We start from the raw sequence: 20465 nt of genomic DNA on the forward strand, positions 1-20465 counted from the left end.
CGCAAGCTGCTGCACATCGCCTATGGTGTACTCAAATCGGGACAACCCTTCGATGTGCAAAAGGCGCTTGCCCACTGATGGGCAAGACGGTATCTACCAAAGCCCTACGCGGCGGAATCGAGCGCCGGGCTTACCAGTTGCACAACCTTCTTGCGCGACAGCCAGCCGACAAACTCGCCATCATCCCCCGTCACGGCCAACGGCTGCGGCTCACGCAACAACTGCCCCAGCACCTCGTCCAGCCCAGTACTCGCCGGCACCGACGCCACGTCATCCAGGTAGCCGGCAATATCCCGCGCGCCCGCTTCCAGCGCCCGCTGTGCCGCGCTCTGGGTGAGCACGCCGCGCAAGTTGCGGCCATCGAGCACTGGCGCGTAATCGAACGCCCGCTCCTGCAGCCGCTCCAGCGCGCGGGCCGGTGCCGTACGGGTGGTCAACGTCAACGCCTTGCGCTCGCTCAACGCATGGGAGGCGGTGAGCACCTTGCCGCGATTCACGTCTTGCAAGAACGCCTGCACGTACTCGTTGGCCGGGTTAAGCAGAATGTCTTCCGGCGCGCCTTCCTGCACCAGCTCGCCATCTTTGAGAATGGCGATGCGGTTGCCCAGGCGCAGGGCTTCGTCCAGGTCGTGGGTGATAAACACGATGGTCTTGTTCAACTTGGCTTGCAGCGCCAGCAACTGGTCCTGCATTTCGCGGCGAATCAACGGGTCGAGGGCCGAGAAGGCTTCGTCCATCAACAGAATATCGGCGTCGGTCGCCAGCGCGCGGGCCAGGCCAACACGTTGCTGCATACCGCCGGACAACTGCCGGGGGAACTGCTTTTCAAATCCCTTGAGCCCAACCTGTTCCAGCCAATGCCGCGCCTTGGCTTCGCGCTCGCTCTTGGGCATGCCTTGCACCTGCAACCCATAGGCGGCGTTCTCCAGCACATTGCGGTGCGGGAACAAACCAAAGCGTTGGAACACCATGCTCATGGTGCGCTGGCGGAACTGCTCAAGCTCACGCGGACCGAGGGCCATCACATCCTGGCCGTCGACCAGGATCTGCCCCGCCGTGGGTTCGATCAGCCGATTGAAGTGGCGAATCAACGTGGACTTGCCCGAGCCGGACAACCCCATGATTACGTAGATGCTGCCCGCCTCGATGCTCAGGCTGATATCGCGCAGCCCAACCGTATGGCCGTTCTTGCCCAGCAACTCAGCCTTGCTCATGCCGCCTTGCACGGCCTGCAGACAGGCCTGTTCATGGCGGCCGAAAATTTTGTAGATACCACGGATTTCAATCTTGCTCATTGCGACACTCCTTGCTGACGCTGGCCGTAAGCCTGGGTGATGCGGTCGAACATGATGGCCAGGGCAACGATGGCCAGGCCCGCCAACAGGCCGCGACCCACTTCGAGACGGTTGATGCCCAGCAGCACTTCCTGGCCCAGTCCCCGGGCGCCGATCATGGAGGCAACCACCACCATCGACAGCGCCATCATGGTGGTCTGGTTGATACCGGCCATGATGTTCGGCAGCGCCAGCGGCAGTTGCACGCCCAACAGTTGCTGACGCGGGTTGGCGCCAAAGGCGCGGGAGGCTTCAAGCACGTCTTCATCTACCAGGCGGATGCCCAGTTCGGTCAGGCGAATTACCGGCGGCACGGCGTAGATCACCGTGGCGATGATGGCTGGAATCTTGCCCAGGCCGAACAGCATCACCACCGGAATCAGGTACACGAAACTGGGCATGGTCTGCATCACATCCAGCACCGGCGTAAACACCCGCCGCGCCCAATTCACCCGGCCCATAAAGATGCCCATCGGAATGCCGATCAGCACCGACAGGCCGGTGGCCATGATCATCAGCGCCAGGGTTTGCATACCGCGATCCCACAGGCCTACCAGGCCGATGACACACAGCAGCGCGGCCATGCCGACACTCAGCAGCAAGCGCCTGCTGACCGCCAGGCTCAGCAGAAAAACCGCCAGCACAATCGACCACCAGGGTGCTACGCGCAGCAGGTGTTCCAGCCAGACCAGGGCCTGCAACACCGGTTGGGACATGGCTTCCAATACATCGGCATAACGCACCACCAACTGCTCAACAAAGGCGTCGATGGCATGGCGCAAATCGCGCGCGGGGAATAACTCGGGGAACATAAAAATACACTCTCTACGCAGCCCAGCCACGTCGCCGTGGCCGGGCGGGCTCAACGACTACAACGCTTGCTTGACCTGCTCGGCCACGGCCGGCGGCACCCATTGGCTCCACACGTCCGGGTGCTGGCTGAGGAAGCGCTGGGCGGCTTCTTCCGGCTCGGCGCCTTCTTCCTCGTACCAGGACAGCAGGCTGTTGAGTTGGTCCGGGTGGATGGCGACCTTGCCCAGAAAGGTCGCCAACTGCGGTGCTTGCTCGCTGAATCGGGTATTCACGCCGGTGAGCACCGGGGTCGGCGGATAGCCGCTGGGCTTGGGATTGGCGCAGGTCGGCAGCGTGTTGCACGCGGCTGCATCGGCATCAACCGGCGGCAGGTCGAGTTTGACCAGGTCCAGTTGGCCGACCACGGTGGTCGGTTGCCAGTAGTAGAAAACGATATTACGTTTGCGCTTGTAAGCCGAGGTGATCGCGGCTTTTTGCGCGGCGCCGGTGCCGGGGCCGAACAGGGTGAAGCTCTCGGTAAGCTTCAACGCCTTGAACAGGTTGGCGGTGCTTACACCGCAGCTCCAGCCGGCCGGGCAATTGTAGAAACGGCCCTTTTCCGGTTCTTCCGGGTCGCTGAATTCGTCTTTGAACTTCGGCAGGTCGGCGGCGCTCTTCAGGTCGGGAAACCGTTCGGCGACATAGCGCGGGATATACCAGCCCTCGGTGCCTTCGAACACGGTACCCAGGGCTTTGACCTTGCCGCTAGCAACGGCTTTTTCCCACGGCACACCGATGGTGGTGGCCCAGATTTCGCTATTTACATCGACATCGCCGCGCTGCATGGCAGCCAGCATCGTCAGGGTTTCGCCAGACTCGACTTCGGTTTTGCAGCCGTAGCCTTCTTTCATGATGAAACGTTCGATCTCGGTGATGATCAGGTTGGTTTCCCAATTCATCCCGCCAAACTTTACCGGTCTATCCAGCTCGCATTTTGGCGCGGCCAGTGCCGGTAGTGACAAGGTGCATAAGCCAAGGCTCACGACACCCGCCAGGGTGGTGATGGACTTCATCGTCAGTCTCCATACATCAAGAGCCAAGCAGGCTCCACAAGATGAGTCACCGAGGGCGACTCGCAGCAGCGTGGGCAGGGCCACGCCAGGAAAAGGGCGCAAAAGAGGGCGCGCCCCAAAAGCAGAATTTGGGGTCAAACAAGGGTCAGGCAGCGGGGCACCTTACCGGAAATGACCGGCGAAGGCAAAAATGGACAAAACACGATCACAGCAAATGGGCATTTAATTGCTGAAAATTGGCCGCTAGATTCGCTTGATTGACGAAGTTTATTTTGGCTTTGAAAAAACGCTGATACGCCCCGTTCATGGGGGCTGCGGGAAATGGACGTCCACTCCAGATTCTGGATTCCAGCCTGCGCTGGAATGACGGAGGGTGTTCGGACAGGTCACCGTCATTCCAGCGAACGCTGGAATCCGGATTCTCACAGCAGAACACCACCCTCCACACGCCACGACTGCTTCGTTCTGGTGCACCCCACGCCCCCTTCCGAAGCCTCGCCAACCAACAGTTCACCTTTGGTTATAGGCATCGGTTTTTCTCAGAATGCAGAACCGCCCCCGCTCCCTACCATGCCCCGGCACCTGACCTTCAGGCTGCGCTGGCCGGGCCAACCGCCAGCTTCTTTGACTGGTTCTGGCGGAGAGCAGGATGAAGAACACAACAACCAAAGGGACTATGTATCCCCACGCTTTGGCACTGGCAGTCGCGCTCGCCGCGGCGCTGCCGGCACAGGCAGAAACATTCAAGATCGGGGAAATTGAGGGGCGTTTCGATTCCACCCTGTCCATCGGCGCCAGCTGGGGCATGCGCGACGCGGACAAGCAATTTATCGGCGTGGCCAACGGCGGCACCGCGTCCACCCGCACCTCGGACGACGGCCGCCTGAACTTCAAGAAGGGCGAAACGTTCTCGAAAATCTTCAAGGGCATTCACGACCTCGAACTCAAATACGGCGATACCGGCGTGTTTCTGCGCGGCAAGTACTGGTACGACTTCGAGCTCAAGGACGAACACCGGCTGCTGTATGACATCGACGACAGCGGCCGCGATGCAGCCGCCAAATCTTCCGGCGCGCAGTTGCTCGACGCCTTCCTCTATCACAACTACGACATCGCCGATCTGCCGGGCAGCGTGCGGGTCGGCAAGCAGGTGGTGAGCTGGGGCGAGAGCACCTTTATCGGTAACTCCATCAACAGCATCAACCCCACCGACGTCGCCGCCTTCCGCCGCCCGGGCGCGGAAATCAAGGAAGGCCTGATTCCGGTGAACATGCTGTATGTCACCCAGGGCGTGACCGACAACCTGTCGGTGGAAGCCTTCTACCAACTGGAGTGGGAAAAGACCGTACTCGACAACTGCGGCACCTACTTCGGCGCCGATACCGCCGCGCAAGGCTGCAATACCGGCATGACCACCTACGGCAGCGACTTCGACCGCGACGTGGCTGGCGCCTACGGTTACGTGCCGCGCCTGGACGATGAAGACGCCCGCGATGGCGGCCAGTTCGGCGCGGCCGTGCGCTGGATGGTGCCGGAGCTGAACGACACCGAGTTCGGCTTCTACACCATGAATATCCACAGCCGCACCCCGGAAAGCATGTGGACCGTCGGCCAGGCCAGCCTCGCCGGCTTGAGCGGCGCGCCTGGGCAGGCCACCTCGCGCTACTACCTGACCTACCCCGAAGACGTGCGCCTGTACGGCATCAGCTTTGCCACCACCACGCCCGACGGCACGGCGCTGTCGGGTGAAATCAGCCACCGGCCGAATATGCCGATGAGCCTCAACGGCACCGACGTGTCTACCACCGCCGGCGTTGGCGCACTGGCCACCTTGCTGAACATCAAAGGCTTGGCGCTGTTCGATAACGATTGGGCCGACACCGAGCGCGGCAGCCTGGTACAGGGTTACAAGCGCATGCCGTTCAGCCAGGCGCAAATCAGTGGCGTGCATACCTTCGACCAGGTGCTGGGCGGCGACCGCCTCACGCTGGTGGGCGAGGTGGGTTACAGCCATATCGGCAACCTGGGCTCCAGCGACGGCTCCGACCTGCGCTTTGGCCGCAGCAGCGTGTACGGCATGGGCGAGCTGAGCGGCGCCGGCACCGTGGGCATTCCCGGCATCGGCCTGGTGAGCGGCAACGAGCTGTGCACCAAGGTGCTGAACACCGCCAACCCGGACCAGTGCACCGACAAGGGCTTTTACACCGCCAACTCCTGGGGTTATCGCCTGCGCGCCAGCGTGGACTACAACGACGCCTTTGCCGGCATCAACCTGCGCCCCAACGTCGCCTTCTCCCACGACGTAGAGGGCTACGGCCCGACCTTCACCGAAGGCAACAAGTCGGTGAGCGTGGGCCTGGATGCCGACTTCATGTCCCAGTACACCGCCAGCGTCAGTTACACCGACTACTTCGGCGGCGACTTCAACACCAACACCGATCGTGACTTTCTCGCCGTCAGCGTCGGCGTGAGTTTTTAAGGCCACACGTTTTCAAGGGCTTCGCCCAAGAGGTTTTTCCATGACACATAAACACCTTCTTCTGGCCGGCAGCTTCTGCCTGAGCCTGATCGCCGGCCAGGTAATGGCCGCTGTCAGCACCGAACAAGCCGCACAATTGGGCGGCGCGCTGACCGCCGTGGGCGCCGAAACCGCCGGCAATGCCGATGGCAGCATTCCGGCCTACACCGGCGGTTTGCCGAGCAGCACCGGCAAGGTCGATGGCGACGGCTTTCTGCCCAATCCCTATGCCGATGAAAAACCGCTGTTCGTAATCACCGCGCAGAACGTGTCGCAGTACCACAGCAAACTCAGCGCCGGGCAACTGGCGATGTTCAAGCGCTACCCGGACACCTACAAGATTCCGGTGTACACCACCCACCGCTCGGTGACTCTGCCGGACAAGAGCCTGGCATCCGCCAAGGTCAATGCCACCCACACGGCCTTGGTCGAAGGCGGCAACGGCCTGGAGAATTACCAGCCGGGCGCCGTGCCCTTCCCGATTCCGCAAAGTGGTCTGGAAGTGATCTGGAACCATATCGGCCGCTACCGGGGCGAGACGCTGAAACGCATCGTGGTGCAGGCCTCGCCGCAAACCAACGGCAGCTTCACCCCCAGCGTGGTCAAGCAGCAGATGGCGTTCCCCCAGGGTTTGAGCGATTACCAGCCGCAAGAGATGGCCAATATCCTCAACTACTACCGCGAGGAATTCCTTGAGCCGGCGCGGCTGGCCGGTGGCGTGCTGCTGGTGCATGAAACCATCAATCAGGTGAAGGAACCGCGCATGGCCTGGCAATACAACGCCGGCCAGCGCCGCGTGCGCCGCGCCCCGCAAATTGCCTACGACAGCCCGGCAGCCGAAGGCATGCGCACCCTGGACGACTTCGACCTGTTCAACGGCGCGCCTGATCGCTTCGACTGGAAACTGGTGGGCAAGAAGGAGATGTACATCCCCTACAACAGCTACCAGTTGGAATCCCCGGCGCTCAAATACACCGACATCATCAAGCCCGGCCATATCAATCAGGACTACGCGCGCTATGAGCTGCACCGCGTCTGGCACCTGGAGGCGACCCTGAAGCCGGGCCAACGGCATATCTACTCCAAGCGCGATATCTACATCGACGAAGACAGCTGGCAAGCCGCCGAGGCCGATGCCTACGACGGCCGTGGGCAACTGTGGCGCGTGTCCGAAGGCCACGCGATGTTCTTCTACGACTACAAAGTGCCGAGCTTCGCCGCCGAAACCCACTATGACGTGCTGTCCGGGCGCTACTCGGTGAACTCGCTGCGCAACGAGGAGAAGAACGCCTACGAATTCAACGTGCCGTTCAGCCGCAAGGAGTTCACCCCGTCGGCGTTGCGCGCGACCGGGATTCGCTAACACAGCGCTTCACACGTGGCGGCCTTCATGGCCGCCGTTTCTGTAGGGTGTGCTCTGCGCACCAGGCGATGCTTCAGCAATCGCAACGGTGCGCAGAGCACACCCTACAAAAGCTCACTCACAAGGCCCGTATTTTGCTTTAAATTCAGACATTTACCACTCGATAACCAGTGATGTTCTTATGAAGCTGCACCAACTGCGCGCCATTGTGGCCATTTGCGAAAGCGGCAGTATTCAGGAGGCCTCGCGCCTGCTGCATATCTCTCAACCGGCGTTGTCCAAGGGCATCAAAGAGCTGGAAGCCGAGCTTGGCGTGCCGCTGCTGGTGCGCTCCAACCGCGGCATTACGGTGACCGAATACGGAGAGCGGCTGGTCAAACGCGCGCGGCTGATCCTCGAAGAAGTGCGCCGCGCCCGCGAAGAAATCGACACCCTCAAAGGCGTGATGGACGGCAAGCTGTCCATTGGCGTGTCGCCGGTAACCCCCAGCCAGCAGTTCGTCAGCAGCCTGAACCGCTACCGCAAGCGCTACCCCAAAGTGCAGGTGCACATCCACGAGCTGCGCCCGTCGAAATTGATGGAGGGCTTGCGTGAAGGGCTGCTGGATATGGTGCTCACCTCGCTGCCGCAGGCGCGCAATGCCGATGGGTTTCACTGGACCGAGCTGTACCAGCAACCTACCGTATTGGCGGTGCGCAAAGGTCATCCGCTGGAGGGCTCAACCTCCCTGGCCGAGCTCAGCGAGCAGGAGTGGTTGCTGCAGGATTCCCTCGAACAATCCAGCGTCGGCAGCTTGTTTGCCGAGCACGGCGTTGCCCTGCCCGAGCGGGTAATCGAGTGCGCCTCGGTGGTGCTTTATTCGGAACTGGCCGCCAGCAGCGACGCGGTGAGTTATTGGTCGATGCGGGTGCTCGAACGCACCCAATTCATCATGCAGACCTTGACCGTTTTGAACCTTGCCGAAGCCATTCCGCCCATGAACATTTCCCTGGTGTGCCGGGACTCAGAGTTGATGACGCGTGAGGCCAAGGCGTTGGCCGATGAGCTGATCTACGTCTACAAAAGCCCGCACGCGAAGACCGAATAGCGCGCCGCTCTGCTTTTCGTAGGGTGTGCTATGCGCACCACGGCGTTTACTCGGATATCGCCTGGTGTGCGGAGCACACCCTACAACAGCCTCTTCTGACCGTGCGATAACCAACCACCATAGTCATACCCATCGGTGATTATTCAGTCACGCGGCCCTGCGGCATGCTGAGTGCTACTGGAATAGCAGAGACGCCCCATGCCCACTGACACCCCCAAAACCAAACGCCTGATCGTGGTCGCCCTGCTGATGGCGGTGATGGTCATCAGCGTGCTGGACAAGACCATCTTCGCCTTCGCCGGCGTGCACATCATCGAAGAGCTCAAACTCACCCCCGAGCAATTCGGCTTTGTCGGCAGTGCATTTTTCTTTTTGTATTCGCTGTCGGGCATCCTGGTCGGCTTTCTCGCCAACCGTTTTCCCAGCCGCTGGATTCTGGTGGGTATGGCCACGGTCTGGACCCTCTCGCAACTGCTGGTGACGCTCACCAGCAGCCTCAACGCGCTGATCGCCAGCCGCCTGATGCTGGGCGCCGGTACTGGCCCGGGCACCGCGGTTACGCAGCACGCCTGTTTCAAATGGTTCGGCCCCACCGAGCGGGTGTTGCCGGCCTCGTTGATTCAGGTGTCGATCATGCTGGGCGGCTTGCTCGGGGCCATCGCCCTGCCGTTTTGCATCAGCCACTTCGGTTGGCGCATGGCCTACCTCACCCTGGCCGGGCTGAGCTTCCTGTGGTTGTTGTGCTGGCTGGCGTTCGGCGCCGAAGGCACGCAGGCCAGCGCCGACAGCAGCGCACCGGGCAATGACGGCCTATTCATCAAGTACCGTTACCTGCTGCTGAACCGCACCTTCGTGTGGATATCGCTGATGTGCTTTCTTGCTTACCTGCCCAACGCGCTGTCGTTCAGCTGGTCGGCGGTGTATATGCAAAAGGGTCTGGGCCTGACCGCCATGCAGGCGGGCTATGTGATGTTCGCCGCCACGCTGAGCATCATCGTCCTCAACCTGCTGGTGTCGAGCCTCTCGCAGCGCGCGCTGAAAAACGGCGCCGACCTGCAGCGCAGCATGGTCTGGCCGCCGATGGTGTGCTGCATTGTCGGTGCGCTGGGCTTTATTGCCATGGGCACCCTCGCCGCCAGCCTGGCCGGCAAGCTGTTGGCCTTCAGCCTGGGCTGCGTATTGCTCAACGCGGTGTTCGCCTTTGGCATGACCATCACCGCGCACATTTCCCCCAACGAACAACGCGGCGCCATGCTCGCCATTCACGTCGGCAGCATGACCGCTGCCGGCATGTTCGCGCCCTGGGCGGTGGGCAAGATGATCACCTGGCTGGGTGGCGATATCGCCCGTGGCTTCGAGCTGTCGGTGAACGGCTTCGGCATCGCCACGCTGGTTTGCGCCCTGCTCGGCTTGCTGCTGCTAACCCCGGAAACCACCCGCAAGCGTTTGCTTGCCCGGCGCGAGGGCCAGGCCAACGCCATGCCCGCAGCGCCACCGTTGAGCCACTGACCCGGTCGCTCGACTTCTCCCTGACAGCGCCGGTTAACCAGATTCTCAGCGTGGGCCACAAGCCCGCGCTGCGGCCCAGCGCGCCCTTTTCTGTTTACGGATGGAACGCTCGATGAACCCTTCCTGCTTCTCGCAGAGCTACACCCAGGCACGCCAGCAATTTCTCAACAGCTGCGCCCGGCGCGGTCTGGCCGTTGAATCCCATATCCACCCGTTGCCTGGCCGCGATGGCGAACAACTGGCTATCGACGTGGCCTTCCACGGCAAACCGGACGCCGCCAACCTGCTGGTGCTGAGCAGCGGCTGCCACGGCGTGGAAGGCTTCTGCGGTTCGGGTGTGCAAGTGGACCGCCTGAACGACGACGCCTGGTTTGCCGCGACCCAGCGCGACGACCTGGCGGTGCTCTATATCCATGCGCTGAACCCCTACGGTTTTTCCCACCTGCGGCGGGTGACCAACGAGAACGTCGACCTAAACCGCAACTTCATCGACTTCAGCCAGCCGCTGCCGGACAACGCCGAATACCGCGCCCTGGCCCCCGTGCTGCTGCCGAAAAAATGGCCGGTGGGCGCACTCAACGCCCTCCAGCTGATGAGCTTTGCCCTGCGCTACGGGCGCATGGGCCTGCAGGCCGGCATCTCCCGCGGGCAGCACAGCGACCCCAAGGGCCTGTTCTTTGCCGGCACCGCGCCGACCTGGAGCAACCAGCGCCTGCGCGAAATCCTGCGCACCTACGGGCAGCGTTGCCAGCGCCTGGCCTGGGTGGATGTGCACACGGGTCTGGGCCCGCGCGGCCATGGCGAGCGCATCTACAAAGGCCTGCAGAACGCCGAGGACATCGCCCGCTGCCGGCGCTGGTTTGGTGATCAGGTGACCAACGCCGCCGAAGGCAACTCCGCCTCCGCCGACCTTAACGGCACCATCGACCTCGGCGTCATGGCCGAATGCCCACAAGCGCAATACACCGGCGTGACCCTCGAATACGGCACCCTGCCGGGCAAACAGGTGCTGTCGGCCCTGCGCGCCGAGCAGTGGCTGTATAACCACCCCGAAGCGCCACTGGCCCAGCACCAGCAGATCAAACAGCAGATTCGCGATGCGTTTTACGTGGATGCCGATGACTGGAAAATTCAGGTGCTGGAGCAGGCCAGGGACGTGATGGCGCAAGGGTTGGCGGGGCTTTATTCCTGATTCGAACATTTTGCCCTTGATCTCGTAGGTTGGGTTGAGCGCAGCGAAGCCCAACGCGACTCAATGCGGCCCTTTCGCGACCGACAAGCGCCCTCCTGCGGACGGCCTGTTGGGCTTCGCTTTGCTCAACCCAACCTACACTTAGGTCGTATGTGCCCTGCCGCCGATTCCCCGGACTATGGGCTTTCGATCCAGGTCCGGACGCGCGCAATGAGCAAGGCCAACGAATTCGCCCAGGCGGGCAAGGTGGCGGTGCAGCAGAACATCCATGGCTTGATGGAGTTCCTGCAGAAATTTCCACCGTTCAATCAAATGGAAAGCGCCCACCTGGGCTACCTGCTGGAGCACTGCCAGCTGCGCTTTTATAGCGCCGGCGAGAGCATTCTCAAGCCCAGCGGCGGGCCGGTGCAGCATTTCTATATCGTCAAACAGGGCCTGGTGGTTGGTGAACGTCCGCACACCGCGCGGCGCGGCACTGAAACCACCTTCGAGATCACCACTGGCGAGTGTTTCCCGCTCGCGGCGCTGCTCGGCGAACGCGCCACCCGCACGGAACACCTGGCCGGCGAAGACACCTTCTGCCTGTTGCTGGGCAAAGATGCCTTTATCAAGGTGTTCGCCCTCTCCGCGCCCTTCCGCGACTTTGCCTTGCGTGGCGTCAGCAGCCTGCTCGACCAAGTGAACCAGCAGGTTCAGCGCCAGGCAGTGGCTACCCTCGGCGCGCAATATTCACTGGACACGCCGCTGCGGGAACTGGCCATGCGCCAACCGGTGACCTGCAGCGCCGACACCCCGATCAGCGCCGCCGTGCGCCTGATGCACGAACAGCAGGTGGGCAGCATCGTGATTGTCGACGAGGGCCTGCGCCCCACCGGCATTTTCACCCTGCGCGACCTGCGTTCGGTGGTGGCTGAAGGCAGTGAAAACCTCAGCGGGCCGATTGCCAGCGTGATGATCGCCAACCCCTTTCACCTGCCGGCCACGGCCAGCGCCTTCGATGCCGCCATCGCCATGACCGAGCGGCATATTGCCCATGTCTGCCTGGTTGAAGAGGGTCGGCTGCGCGGCGTGGTGTCCGAGCGCGATCTGTTTTCGTTGCAGCGCGTCGACCTGGTGCACCTGGCGCGCACTATCAGCCACGCCAGCAAACTGGAAACGTTGGTAGCGCTGCGCAGCGATATTCATCAACTGGTGGAACGCATGCTGGCCCACGGCGCGTCGTCCACGCAGATCACCCAGATCATCACCCTGCTCAACGACCACACCGTGTGCCGGGTGATCGAGCTCAGTATCGAACAGGTGGGCGATCCGGGCGTGCCGTTTACCTGGCTGTGTTTTGGCAGCGAAGGGCGGCGCGAGCAAACCCTGCACACCGACCAGGACAACGGCATGCTGTTCGAAGCCAGCGACGCGGCAGACGCCGCGATCAAGCGCGGCAAGCTGCTGCCACTGGCCGAGCGCATCAACCACAGCCTGGACAAATGCGGTTTCAGCCTGTGCAAGGGCGGCATCATGGCCAGCAACCCGCAGCTGTGTCTGTCACACCTGGAGTGGTCGCGACGCTTCAGCAGTTTTATTCGCGATGGCAATCCGGAGAACCTGCTGGCCTCAAGCATCTATTTCGACCTGCGCGCGGTGTGGGGCCCCGTGGATGGCTGCGAAGTGCTGCGCCAGCAGATTCTGGTGGAGGTGGCGGACAACCAGATTTTCCAGCGCCTGATGGCCGCCAACGCCCTGCGCAACCGCCCACCGGTGGGGCGCTTCCGCGACTTTGTGGTGGCCAGGAGCGGCAGCGAAAAACACACCCTGGATTTGAAAGTGCAGGGCCTGACGCCCTTTGTCGATGGCGCGCGGTTGCTCGCTTTGGCCCATGGCATCAGCGCCGGCAACACCTTGCAGCGCTTGCGCGAGCTGATTGCCAAAGAGGTGATCGACCCGCTCGATGGTGCGGCCTATGAAGAGGCCTATCACTTTATTCAGCAGACCCGCATGCAACAGCACCAGCAGCAAGCCCGCCAGCAACAACGCTATTCAAATCGCCTGGACCCGGACAGCCTCAACCACCTGGACCGGCGCATCCTGCGGGAATCGTTCCGCCAGGCGCAGCGCCTGCAAAGCAGCCTGGCGCTCAGGTATCAGCTTTGAGTGCATTCGATTGGCTGCGCCGCCGCAGCGCACCGCTGGTTGATCAGCAACTGACAGATGCCTGCACGCAGTTGCCCAAACCTGGCCCCTGGCGCGAGACCACGCTGCGCGAGCAGCGGTTTGTGGTGCTGGACCTCGAAACCAGCGGTTTGAATATGCAGCGCGACCAGTTGCTGTCCATCGGTGCGGTGGTGATCGAAGACGGCGCCATCGATCTGGCCCAGCAATTCGAGTGCACCCTGCAACGCAGCGGGCAAAAGCTTAGCGCCAGCGTGTTGATTCACGGCATCGCCCCCAGCGCGTCAGCCGCCGGCATTGCGCCGGGCGAAGCGTTGCTGGCGTTTATGCAGTTTGTCGGCGACAGACCGTTGCTGGCCTTTCACGCGCCGTTTGACCAGCACATGCTAAGCAAAGCCTTGAAGGCCGACTTGGGCTATAGCCTGGAACACCCTTTTTGGGATGTGGCCGACCTGGCGCCGCTGCTCTGCCCGGAAATCACCTTGCGCCAAGCCGGCCTGGACGACTGGACCGCGCAATTCGGCCTGCAGGTGCACCAGCGCCACCACGCCAGCGCCGATGCCCTGGTGACCGCCGAACTGGCCCTGATTCTGTTCAGTCGCGCGCGCAAACAAGGGCTGGACAGCCCGGCAGCGCTGGCTGACGCCCTGTCGCGCTGGCAACGGCGCCAGCAGCGGCCTTCTCTGTAACCAACCTGCAAAGCAGGCCACAAAATAAACCGACCGCCTGCAATTGCGGCGATATGCCACTCTCTGCAATCATATGCGAATAATTCTCGATTTCGCGTTGTTTCTTCTTTGGCGGAGAGTGTTGTGTCGGGCACAAACCACGAATTGGCGGGCATCCTGTATCGCGATCATCGCGATTGGCTGCTCGGCTGGCTGCGCAAAAGCCTGAGCTGCCCGCACCGCGCTGAAGACTTGAGCCAAGACACCTTCGTGCGCATTCTGGGCAAGACCGACGCCGTGCAAATGCGCGAGCCGCGCGCCCTGTTGACCACCATCGCCAAAGGTCTGCTGATCGACTACTTCCGCCGCAGCGCCTTGGAGCGCACCTACCTCGACGAGCTGTCGGCGCTGCCGGAAAACGTCCACCCCGATATTGAAGAACAGGCTTTGGTGCTGGAATCGCTGCGCACCATCGACCGCATGCTCAGCACCTTGTCCAGCAATGCCCGCGCCGCCTTCCTGTATAACCGCATCGACAACATGGGCCACGCCGAAATCGCCGAGCGTTTGGGTGTGTCCGTGCCGCGCGTGCGCCAGTACCTGGCCCAGGGCTTGCGCCAGTGCTACATCGCCCTGTACGGCGAGCCGACATGAACCGCAGCAGCGTCACCGCCAAGGTGCTCGACGAAGCCATCAGTTGGCAGGTGTGCCTGGGCTCGGGCTGCGCATCCGATCTGGAAAAAGCCGAATTCCAAATCTGGCATGCCGCCAGCGCCGAGCACGCGCGCGCCTGGGGCCAACTCAATGGCCTGGACCAGCATTTGGCCAAGGTCAGCAGCCAACCGGCGCGCCGCGCCCTGGTGCGTGCCGCCGACAACGGCAAAAGCCGGCTGCGCAGTGGCGGCCTGCTGGGCCTGTTACTGGCCGGCGTACTGGGCCTGAGCCTGGCGCACCAGCACCGACCGCTGGGCGACTGGCTGGCAGACGAGCGCACCGCGCCCGGCGAGCAGCGCGACCTGGAATTGCCCGACCACACCAAGGTGCGCCTTAACAGCCGCAGCGCCCTGGATATCGACTTCAACACCCAGCAGCGGCGCATTTTTCTGCGCAGCGGCGAGATTCTGGTGGAAACCGCCCACGGCGACGCCAGGCCCTTTATCGTTGCCACCGCCGACGGCGAGCTGCGTGCCCTGGGCACGCGCTTCCTGGTGCGCCACGAAGACGCCGGCACGCGCCTGATCGTGTTGCAGTCCGCCGTTGCCGCCCACCCGGCGCAAGCCGAAGGCGAGCGCATCATCAGCGAAGGCCAGCAGGTGTTTATGGCCGCCAACGCCTTGAGCGATGTGCGCGCCGCGCCGGCCACGGCGGACGCCTGGGCCCACGGCATGCTGGTGGTGGAAAACATGCGCCTGGCCGACCTGCTCGACCAACTGAGCGACTACCGCCAGGGCTTTCTCAACGCCGACCCGGCGGTGGCCGATCTGCGCATCAGCGGCAGCTTCCCGCTGCAAAATACCGACCTGGCCCTGGCCGCCTTACCACCCAGCCTGCCGGTGCAAATCCAGCACCGTGCGGGCTGGTGGACGCGCGTAGTGCCCGCTCCAGTCGCCGAAAAACCCTGAGAAAGCGGCTGCTGAAAAATAATTTCACGCAGCCCTATCACTTTTCGATTTTGCTTCGGCATAGGGGCATTGAGATTAATTCCTTTCTGGGAGCCGCTCGCAATGCCGAAGACCATCAACCTGTTCCGCCCCACGTTATTGGCCGCCGCCATGGCATTGGCCACGGTGCCCGCGCTTGCCGCCGACACCGCCGCCGTACGCAGCTACCAGCTGCCGGCCGCGCCACTGGCCAGCACCCTCAACCAGATCGCGAGCCAAGCCGGCGTGGTGTTGAGCATCGACCCCAGCCTGACTGCCGGTAAGACCGCGCAGCCGGTGCAAGGCCAATACGATGCACAGACCGCCCTGCAGCAAGCGCTGCGTGGCACCGGGCTGACCCTGGTGGCCAATAGCGCCGGCACCTACAGCGTGCAGGCGCTGCCTTCGGAAAACGGCGTGGCGCTGCCAGCAGCCAACATCGACGGCACCGGCAGTGCCGAAACGGCCTGGGGCCCGTCCGTGGGTTACGCCGCCAAGCGCACCGCCTCTGGCACCAAAACCGACACCGCGCTGAACGAAGCACCGCGTTCCATCTCGGTGGCCACCCGCGAGCAGATGCAAGACCGCGCCGTGCAGAACATCGACGATGCCGTGCGCTATATGCCGGGCGTAGTCGCCAGCAGCTACGGCAGCGACAGCCGTGCCGAATGGCTGAAAATCCGTGGTTTTGAACCCACCCAGTTCCTCGATGGCCTGCCGCTGCCCAAAGGCACCTACGCCATGCCGAAACTGGAAACCTGGGACCTGGAGCGCGTAGCCGTTCTGCGCGGCCCGGCCTCCTCCGTGTATGGCCAAACCCCGCCGGGTGGCCTGGTGGACATGGTCAGCCGCCGCCCCGAAGAAACCCAGAGCAACGAAGTGCAGTTGCAAGTCGGCAGCTACCAGCACAAGCAGATCAGCTTTGACAGCACCGGCCCGCTCGATGAGCAGGGCAACCTGCTGTACCGCGTCAGCGGCGTGGTGCGCGACAGCGGCACCACCATCGAACACGTCGACGACAAGCGCTACAACATCGCCCCCAGCCTGACCTGGAAGATGGACGAAGACACCAAGCTGACCTTCCTGTCCCAGTTCAACCGCGACGATACCGGCATCACCAGCCAGTTCCTGCCGCTGCAAGGCACCAAGCTCACCAGCCCGGCCGGCGAGATCAAGTACCACAAGAACCTGGGCGACCCCGAGTGGGAGTTCTACGACAAGACCTACTACGCACTGGGTTACGCGTTTGAACACCGCTTGAACGATGTCTGGCAGTTCCGGCAGAACGCGCGCTACACCAAGAGTGACCTGGAATTCCAAGGCATCACCGCCGGTGGTTTCTACTGGCCGAACACTCCGGACCTGGCTGTTTCTCCTGACGGCACCGTGCGCCGTGGCGCCAACGTAGTGAACGAAGACATCAGCCAGTTCGCCCTGGACAACAACTTCCAGGCTGACTTCGCCACCGGCGTGGTCAACCACACTGTGCTGATCGGCCTGGACTACCAGCGCGTCAACACCAACTACCAGTGGCTGTACGGTGAAGCGCCGACCAGCAACATCATCCACCCGATTTACGGCCAGGACTTCAGCTCGGTCGCCTACTTCGCCTATCAGGACTACAACCAGAAGCGCCAGAGCGAAGGGCTGTACGTGCAGGACCAGATGGCCCTGGATAACTGGCGCCTGACCCTGGGCGGCCGTCAAGACTGGCTGAACACCGACAGCACCTTCTACACCACCGGCAACAGTGACAACCGTAGCGACAACGCCTTCAGCGGCAACGCGGCGCTGAGCTACGTATTCGACTCGGGCTTCACCCCGTACGTGTCCTACGCCGAATCGTTCCAGGCTGAAGCCGGCGGTAACGGCAGCGTGGCCTTCGAGCCAAGCACCGGCAAGCAATACGAACTGGGCCTCAAGTACCAGCCTCCGGGCAGCGACATGCTGTTCACCGCGGCCGTGTATGACCTGACCCGGAAAAACATCGTGATGTCTGACTCGCTCGGCGTAACCCGCCCGGTGGGTGAAGTGAACGTGAAGGGCTTCGAGCTGGAAGCCACCGGCAACGTCAACGAGAACCTCAAGCTGACCGCCGCCTACACCTACGCCAACAGCAAGATGACCAAAGTCGGCGACCCGGACGACAAGAACCGTCCGCTGCCGCTGACCCCGGAAAACCAGGCCTCGGCCTGGGCGGACTACACCTGGCACAACGGTTTCCTGGAAGGCTTTGGAACCGGTTTTGGCGTGCGCTATGTCGGCGAAACCCACAACATTCCGGTCGGCAACCTGCCGTACGTAGGCAGCAAGTCGGACGGCGACACCCGTTCCTACACCGTGTATGACGCTGCCATTCATTACGACCTGGGCACCATCGCCAGCTCGTTGAACGGCGCCAGCGTGGCCCTGAACGCGAAGAACCTGTTCGACAAGGAATACATGTCGACCTGCGATGGCACCTACTGCTACTACGGCGAACGCCGCAGCGTAGTGGCCAGCGTGGACTACAAGTTCTAAGCCGCCCGCTTCACAACAAAGCCGCCCTTGAGGCGGCTTTGTTGTTTAGAGCATCGAGCTGAAGCCTCGATGCTTTTGAGCGGGGGAAAAAGACAACCGCCGCAGAGCCCTGTACGGTTACACCCATCGCCCACTCCACCCAGGAGCCGCCTATGTCCACCGCCACCATGAAGCTTTTCTACAACCCCGCCTCGCCCTTTGTGCGCAAGGTACTGCTGGTTCTCCTTGAGACCGGGCAGCGTGAGCGCGTGGAGCTGGAAACCGTCCTGCTCAGCCCCACCAGCCCGAGCGCGGCGGTCAACGCCCATAACCCGGCGGGCAAGATTCCCGCGTTGCGTCTGGACGATGGCACGCTCTTGCACGACAGCCGGGTGATCGTCGACTACCTCGACCACCAGCACGTCGGCGAACCGCTGATTCCGCGTGACGGTGCCAGCCGCTGGCGGCGGCTGACCCTGGCCTCCCTGGCCGATGCGGTGATGGATGCCGCTGTGCTGATTCGCTACGAAACCGCCACCCGCCCGCAGGAAAAACACTGGGATGAGTGGCTGGCCGGCCAGCAGGCGAAGATTGTTCGCGCGTTGGCGGAGTTCGAAGAAGCGGCTGGCGCCGAATTGCCCAGCCGCTTTGACGTGGCCTCGATTGGTATTGCCTGTGCCCTGGGTTATCTGGATTTTCGCCAGCCCGAGCTGAGCTGGCGCAAATCCGCGCCGAAACTGGCGGCCTGGTATGCCGATGTCAGCCAGCGCCCATCCATGTTGGCGACGCAGCCGCCGGCGTGATCCGGCGTCGATTGCGCGTATCGGCGGATATCCCCCGAGGGGATATTCGCCCTACGAAGAGCAAGGCAATCTGCTGCGCCAACTGATGGCCGATACGCGCATCTTCGCGCAACCCCACATGCCCGCTCATTTGGCCAGGCTCACGCGAAACAGCCCGGCGCCCACCAGTAGCGCCACCTGGCCAAGGGCGGTGCACAGTTGCAGGAACGAGTGCACCGAGGGGTTATCCACCGCGTCCGGGGCGCCGGTGAGGCTGACCCAGAAGCTTTCCGGCAACACCACCAGCGCAAGGTGGGCGACCGGTTTGCCGGTCACGGTTATCAGTTTGATCACGTCGAACTGCTGGGCAAACATCAGGCCCACCAGAATCAGCAAGGCCACGAACATCCCCAGCGCCAGGCAGGCGCCCAATTGCAGAACCATACGCATGGCCATCACTCCCCCAGCAAACCGGGTTCAAGGGTCAGGTGCGGCTCAACAGCGGGCGTCTTGCCCACGCCATACCAGTCCAGTTTGCGGGTTAGCAACATGACGCAGGCCAGCAGGCCGAACACCAGCAGCGAGCCCATCAACAGCGCGTAGTCCTCGGCGCTGAGCAACACGTAGAGCACGCCGTACAAGCCGCCCAGGCCCAGGGTGAAGCCGGCGCCGCGTAGCCAGCTGTGCAGCACATGGCACACATAAAAGCCCACCAGCGCCACACAGGCACCGGCTGAAATGCCATACGCCAGGTCGAACTCCAGGTGCTCGGACAGCGACAGCAGCAACAGGTAGAACAACGCCAGCGCCAAGCCCACCAACCCGTATTGCACCGGGTGCACCGCCAGGCGTTTGAGCACTTCCATCAGGAAGAAACCGGCGAAGGTCAGGCCGATAAACAGCAAGGCGTATTTGATTGCGCGGTCGGTCTTGAGGTACTGGTCCACCGGGTCGACAAAGCTCACGCCAAAGGAGCGGGCATCGAATCGTTTGCAGCCGGTGTCATTCACACATTCGCGCAGTACCTGCTCCATGTTGGTGGCGAAGAAACTGGTCTGCCAGTTGGCGTTGAACCCCTGGGCGGTTATCTCGCGCTCGCTGGGCAGCAACTGCCCGAAAAAGCTCGGGTGCGGCCAGTCGGAGTGCAGTTGCACCTGTGTGTCGCGCCCGATCGGCACCACGCTGTAGCTGGAGGTGCCCTGCAGTTTCAGGTTGAAAGCGAACGTGAGCTGTTGGGTTCTGCTGCTGTCCACCTTGCCCAGCGGCGCATGCACGCCGTTGGCCAGCATGTCATCGCCAAAGCCCGGCTCGAAATCCAGTTTCTGGCCGTTGAGCTCAAGCTTGAGGGCGTTGCTGATGCCACGGATATCGCTGATGCCAACGGCCAGGAAAGGCTCGTCGAACTGGTAGTCCGCCAAGTCTTCGGTAATGCCGTAGTTGGCCGGCACTTCGAAGTGGCCGCTGATCTGGTTATCGCTCTTGAACAAACGCGCCTGGTAGATGCCACGGGCACGCAGCTCGGTGTTGATTTCGCCGTTGAGGTTGAAGCTCTCCGGCAGCACGTACAGGCGGCTGGTAACGATGTGCTCCTCCTGATAGCGCACGCCGGTTTTTTCGGCGACTTTCCATTCGCGGGTTTTCTGCCGGTACGGCACCACCAGAATCGGTCCGGTGATCTGCTGGCGGTAACTGGAACTCTGGGCGATGTTGGTGAGCACGCCATTGCGCGTCGCTTTTCGCTCGCTGATCAGGCCGTCGATCATGAACAGGGGAATTAACAACAAGATAATCAGAAGGCCGATGGCCCCGAGTTTGATGCCCAGGCTGCGATTCATCGCGGTGCTC

16 protein-coding genes are annotated in these 20465 nt (G+C 62.4%); 11 read left to right on the forward strand and 5 right to left on the reverse strand.

Translation table 11 applies throughout. The annotated features are described in order from the left end of the window. Positions 1 to 104: 104 nt before the first annotated feature. The 3 genes from PKE98_RS00005 to PKE98_RS00015 are packed head-to-tail and all read right to left on the reverse strand — an operon-like array spanning position 105 to position 3199. Positions 105 to 1295 carry a quaternary amine ABC transporter ATP-binding protein gene (locus tag PKE98_RS00005; protein ID WP_271193178.1) on the reverse strand — a complete coding sequence of 397 codons (1191 nt, stop codon included), beginning with the start codon at positions 1293 to 1295 and terminating at the stop codon, positions 105 to 107. Then, positions 1292 to 2146, reverse strand: a complete 855-nt coding sequence (locus tag PKE98_RS00010; protein WP_271193179.1) for an ABC transporter permease — start codon at positions 2144 to 2146, stop codon at positions 1292 to 1294. Before PKE98_RS00010 ends, PKE98_RS00005 begins: the two co-directional genes overlap by 4 nt. A gap of 57 nt (positions 2147 to 2203) precedes the next feature. Next, positions 2204 to 3199 (reverse strand): ABC transporter substrate-binding protein, encoded by a 996-nt coding sequence (locus PKE98_RS00015; RefSeq protein ID WP_271193180.1) that lies wholly within the window; start codon positions 3197 to 3199, stop codon positions 2204 to 2206. A gap of 649 nt (positions 3200 to 3848) precedes the next feature. Here PKE98_RS00015 and PKE98_RS00020 point away from each other — a divergent pair. The 11 genes from PKE98_RS00020 (at position 3849) to PKE98_RS00070 (ending at position 18641) form a co-directional block, all read left to right on the forward strand. Further along, positions 3849 to 5678: a DUF1302 domain-containing protein gene (locus tag PKE98_RS00020; protein ID WP_271193181.1), complete on the forward strand. Its 1830-nt coding sequence runs from the start codon at positions 3849 to 3851 to the stop codon at positions 5676 to 5678. Between the two features lie 40 nt (positions 5679 to 5718). After that, positions 5719 to 7080: a DUF1329 domain-containing protein gene (locus tag PKE98_RS00025; protein WP_271193182.1), complete on the forward strand. Its 1362-nt coding sequence runs from the start codon at positions 5719 to 5721 to the stop codon at positions 7078 to 7080. A gap of 181 nt (positions 7081 to 7261) precedes the next feature. Next, positions 7262 to 8167, forward strand: coding sequence for a LysR family transcriptional regulator (locus PKE98_RS00030; RefSeq protein WP_271193183.1), 906 nt, complete (start codon positions 7262 to 7264; stop codon positions 8165 to 8167). 198 nt (positions 8168 to 8365) lie between these two features. Then, entirely contained in the window at positions 8366 to 9676 is a 1311-nt protein-coding gene (locus tag PKE98_RS00035; RefSeq protein WP_271193184.1) for an MFS transporter, read from the forward strand. Between the two features lie 112 nt (positions 9677 to 9788). Further along, complete coding sequence (locus PKE98_RS00040) at positions 9789 to 10868, forward strand: M14 family metallopeptidase (protein WP_271193185.1); 1080 nt, start codon at positions 9789 to 9791, stop codon at positions 10866 to 10868. 210 nt (positions 10869 to 11078) lie between these two features. Continuing rightward, positions 11079 to 13013 (forward strand): putative nucleotidyltransferase substrate binding domain-containing protein, encoded by a 1935-nt coding sequence (locus PKE98_RS00045; protein WP_271193186.1) that lies wholly within the window; start codon positions 11079 to 11081, stop codon positions 13011 to 13013. 50 nt (positions 13014 to 13063) lie between these two features. Next, positions 13064 to 13720 carry a 3'-5' exonuclease gene (locus PKE98_RS00050; protein WP_271193927.1) on the forward strand — a complete coding sequence of 219 codons (657 nt, stop codon included), beginning with the start codon at positions 13064 to 13066 and terminating at the stop codon, positions 13718 to 13720. Positions 13721 to 13843: 123 nt separating this feature from the next. Further along, a complete protein-coding gene (locus PKE98_RS00055) occupies positions 13844 to 14353 on the forward strand; it encodes an RNA polymerase sigma factor (RefSeq protein ID WP_271193187.1) in 510 nt (169 codons plus the stop codon). After that, complete coding sequence (locus PKE98_RS00060; protein ID WP_271193188.1) at positions 14350 to 15321, forward strand: FecR domain-containing protein; 972 nt, start codon at positions 14350 to 14352, stop codon at positions 15319 to 15321. Before PKE98_RS00055 ends, PKE98_RS00060 begins: the two co-directional genes overlap by 4 nt. A 102-nt stretch (positions 15322 to 15423) precedes the next feature. Then, entirely contained in the window at positions 15424 to 17859 is a 2436-nt protein-coding gene (locus tag PKE98_RS00065) for a TonB-dependent siderophore receptor (RefSeq protein ID WP_271193189.1), read from the forward strand. Positions 17860 to 18011: 152 nt separating this feature from the next. Beyond that, positions 18012 to 18641 carry a glutathione S-transferase gene (locus PKE98_RS00070; RefSeq protein WP_271193190.1) on the forward strand — a complete coding sequence of 210 codons (630 nt, stop codon included), beginning with the start codon at positions 18012 to 18014 and terminating at the stop codon, positions 18639 to 18641. Positions 18642 to 18767: 126 nt separating this feature from the next. On the opposite strand, the gene PKE98_RS00075 is transcribed toward PKE98_RS00070, so the two are convergent. Both PKE98_RS00075 and creD read right to left on the reverse strand, forming a co-directional pair. Further along, positions 18768 to 19070: a hypothetical protein gene (locus PKE98_RS00075; protein WP_271193191.1), complete on the reverse strand. Its 303-nt coding sequence runs from the start codon at positions 19068 to 19070 to the stop codon at positions 18768 to 18770. Positions 19071 to 19075: 5 nt separating this feature from the next. Further along, positions 19076 to 20455 carry a cell envelope integrity protein CreD gene (gene creD / locus PKE98_RS00080; protein WP_271193192.1) on the reverse strand — a complete coding sequence of 460 codons (1380 nt, stop codon included), beginning with the start codon at positions 20453 to 20455 and terminating at the stop codon, positions 19076 to 19078. Between the last annotated feature and the right edge of the window lie 10 nt (positions 20456 to 20465).

The sequence above is a fragment of the Pseudomonas turukhanskensis genome (assembly GCF_027922365.1).
Taxonomy (GTDB): Bacteria; Pseudomonadota; Gammaproteobacteria; order Pseudomonadales; family Pseudomonadaceae; genus Aquipseudomonas; species Aquipseudomonas turukhanskensis.

What these genes read in the sequence shown, in the direction of transcription:
- PKE98_RS00045 (WP_271193186.1), top strand. Translation starts at nt 11,079, where the DNA reads ATGAGCAAGGCCAACGAATTCGCCCAGGCGGGCAAGGTGGCGGTGCAG.
- PKE98_RS00070 (WP_271193190.1), top strand. Translation starts at nt 18,012, where the DNA reads ATGTCCACCGCCACCATGAAGCTTTTCTACAACCCCGCCTCGCCCTTT.
- PKE98_RS00060 (WP_271193188.1), top strand. Translation starts at nt 14,350, where the DNA reads ATGAACCGCAGCAGCGTCACCGCCAAGGTGCTCGACGAAGCCATCAGT.
- PKE98_RS00075 (WP_271193191.1), bottom strand. Translation starts at nt 19,070, where the DNA reads ATGCGTATGGTTCTGCAATTGGGCGCCTGCCTGGCGCTGGGGATGTTC.
- PKE98_RS00005 (WP_271193178.1), bottom strand. Translation starts at nt 1,295, where the DNA reads ATGAGCAAGATTGAAATCCGTGGTATCTACAAAATTTTCGGCCGCCAT.
- PKE98_RS00015 (WP_271193180.1), bottom strand. Translation starts at nt 3,199, where the DNA reads ATGAAGTCCATCACCACCCTGGCGGGTGTCGTGAGCCTTGGCTTATGC.
- creD (WP_271193192.1), bottom strand. Translation starts at nt 20,455, where the DNA reads ATGAATCGCAGCCTGGGCATCAAACTCGGGGCCATCGGCCTTCTGATT.
- PKE98_RS00030 (WP_271193183.1), top strand. Translation starts at nt 7,262, where the DNA reads ATGAAGCTGCACCAACTGCGCGCCATTGTGGCCATTTGCGAAAGCGGC.
- PKE98_RS00010 (WP_271193179.1), bottom strand. Translation starts at nt 2,146, where the DNA reads ATGTTCCCCGAGTTATTCCCCGCGCGCGATTTGCGCCATGCCATCGAC.
- PKE98_RS00020 (WP_271193181.1), top strand. Translation starts at nt 3,849, where the DNA reads ATGAAGAACACAACAACCAAAGGGACTATGTATCCCCACGCTTTGGCA.
- PKE98_RS00035 (WP_271193184.1), top strand. Translation starts at nt 8,366, where the DNA reads ATGCCCACTGACACCCCCAAAACCAAACGCCTGATCGTGGTCGCCCTG.
- PKE98_RS00065 (WP_271193189.1), top strand. Translation starts at nt 15,424, where the DNA reads ATGCCGAAGACCATCAACCTGTTCCGCCCCACGTTATTGGCCGCCGCC.
- PKE98_RS00040 (WP_271193185.1), top strand. Translation starts at nt 9,789, where the DNA reads ATGAACCCTTCCTGCTTCTCGCAGAGCTACACCCAGGCACGCCAGCAA.
- PKE98_RS00025 (WP_271193182.1), top strand. Translation starts at nt 5,719, where the DNA reads ATGACACATAAACACCTTCTTCTGGCCGGCAGCTTCTGCCTGAGCCTG.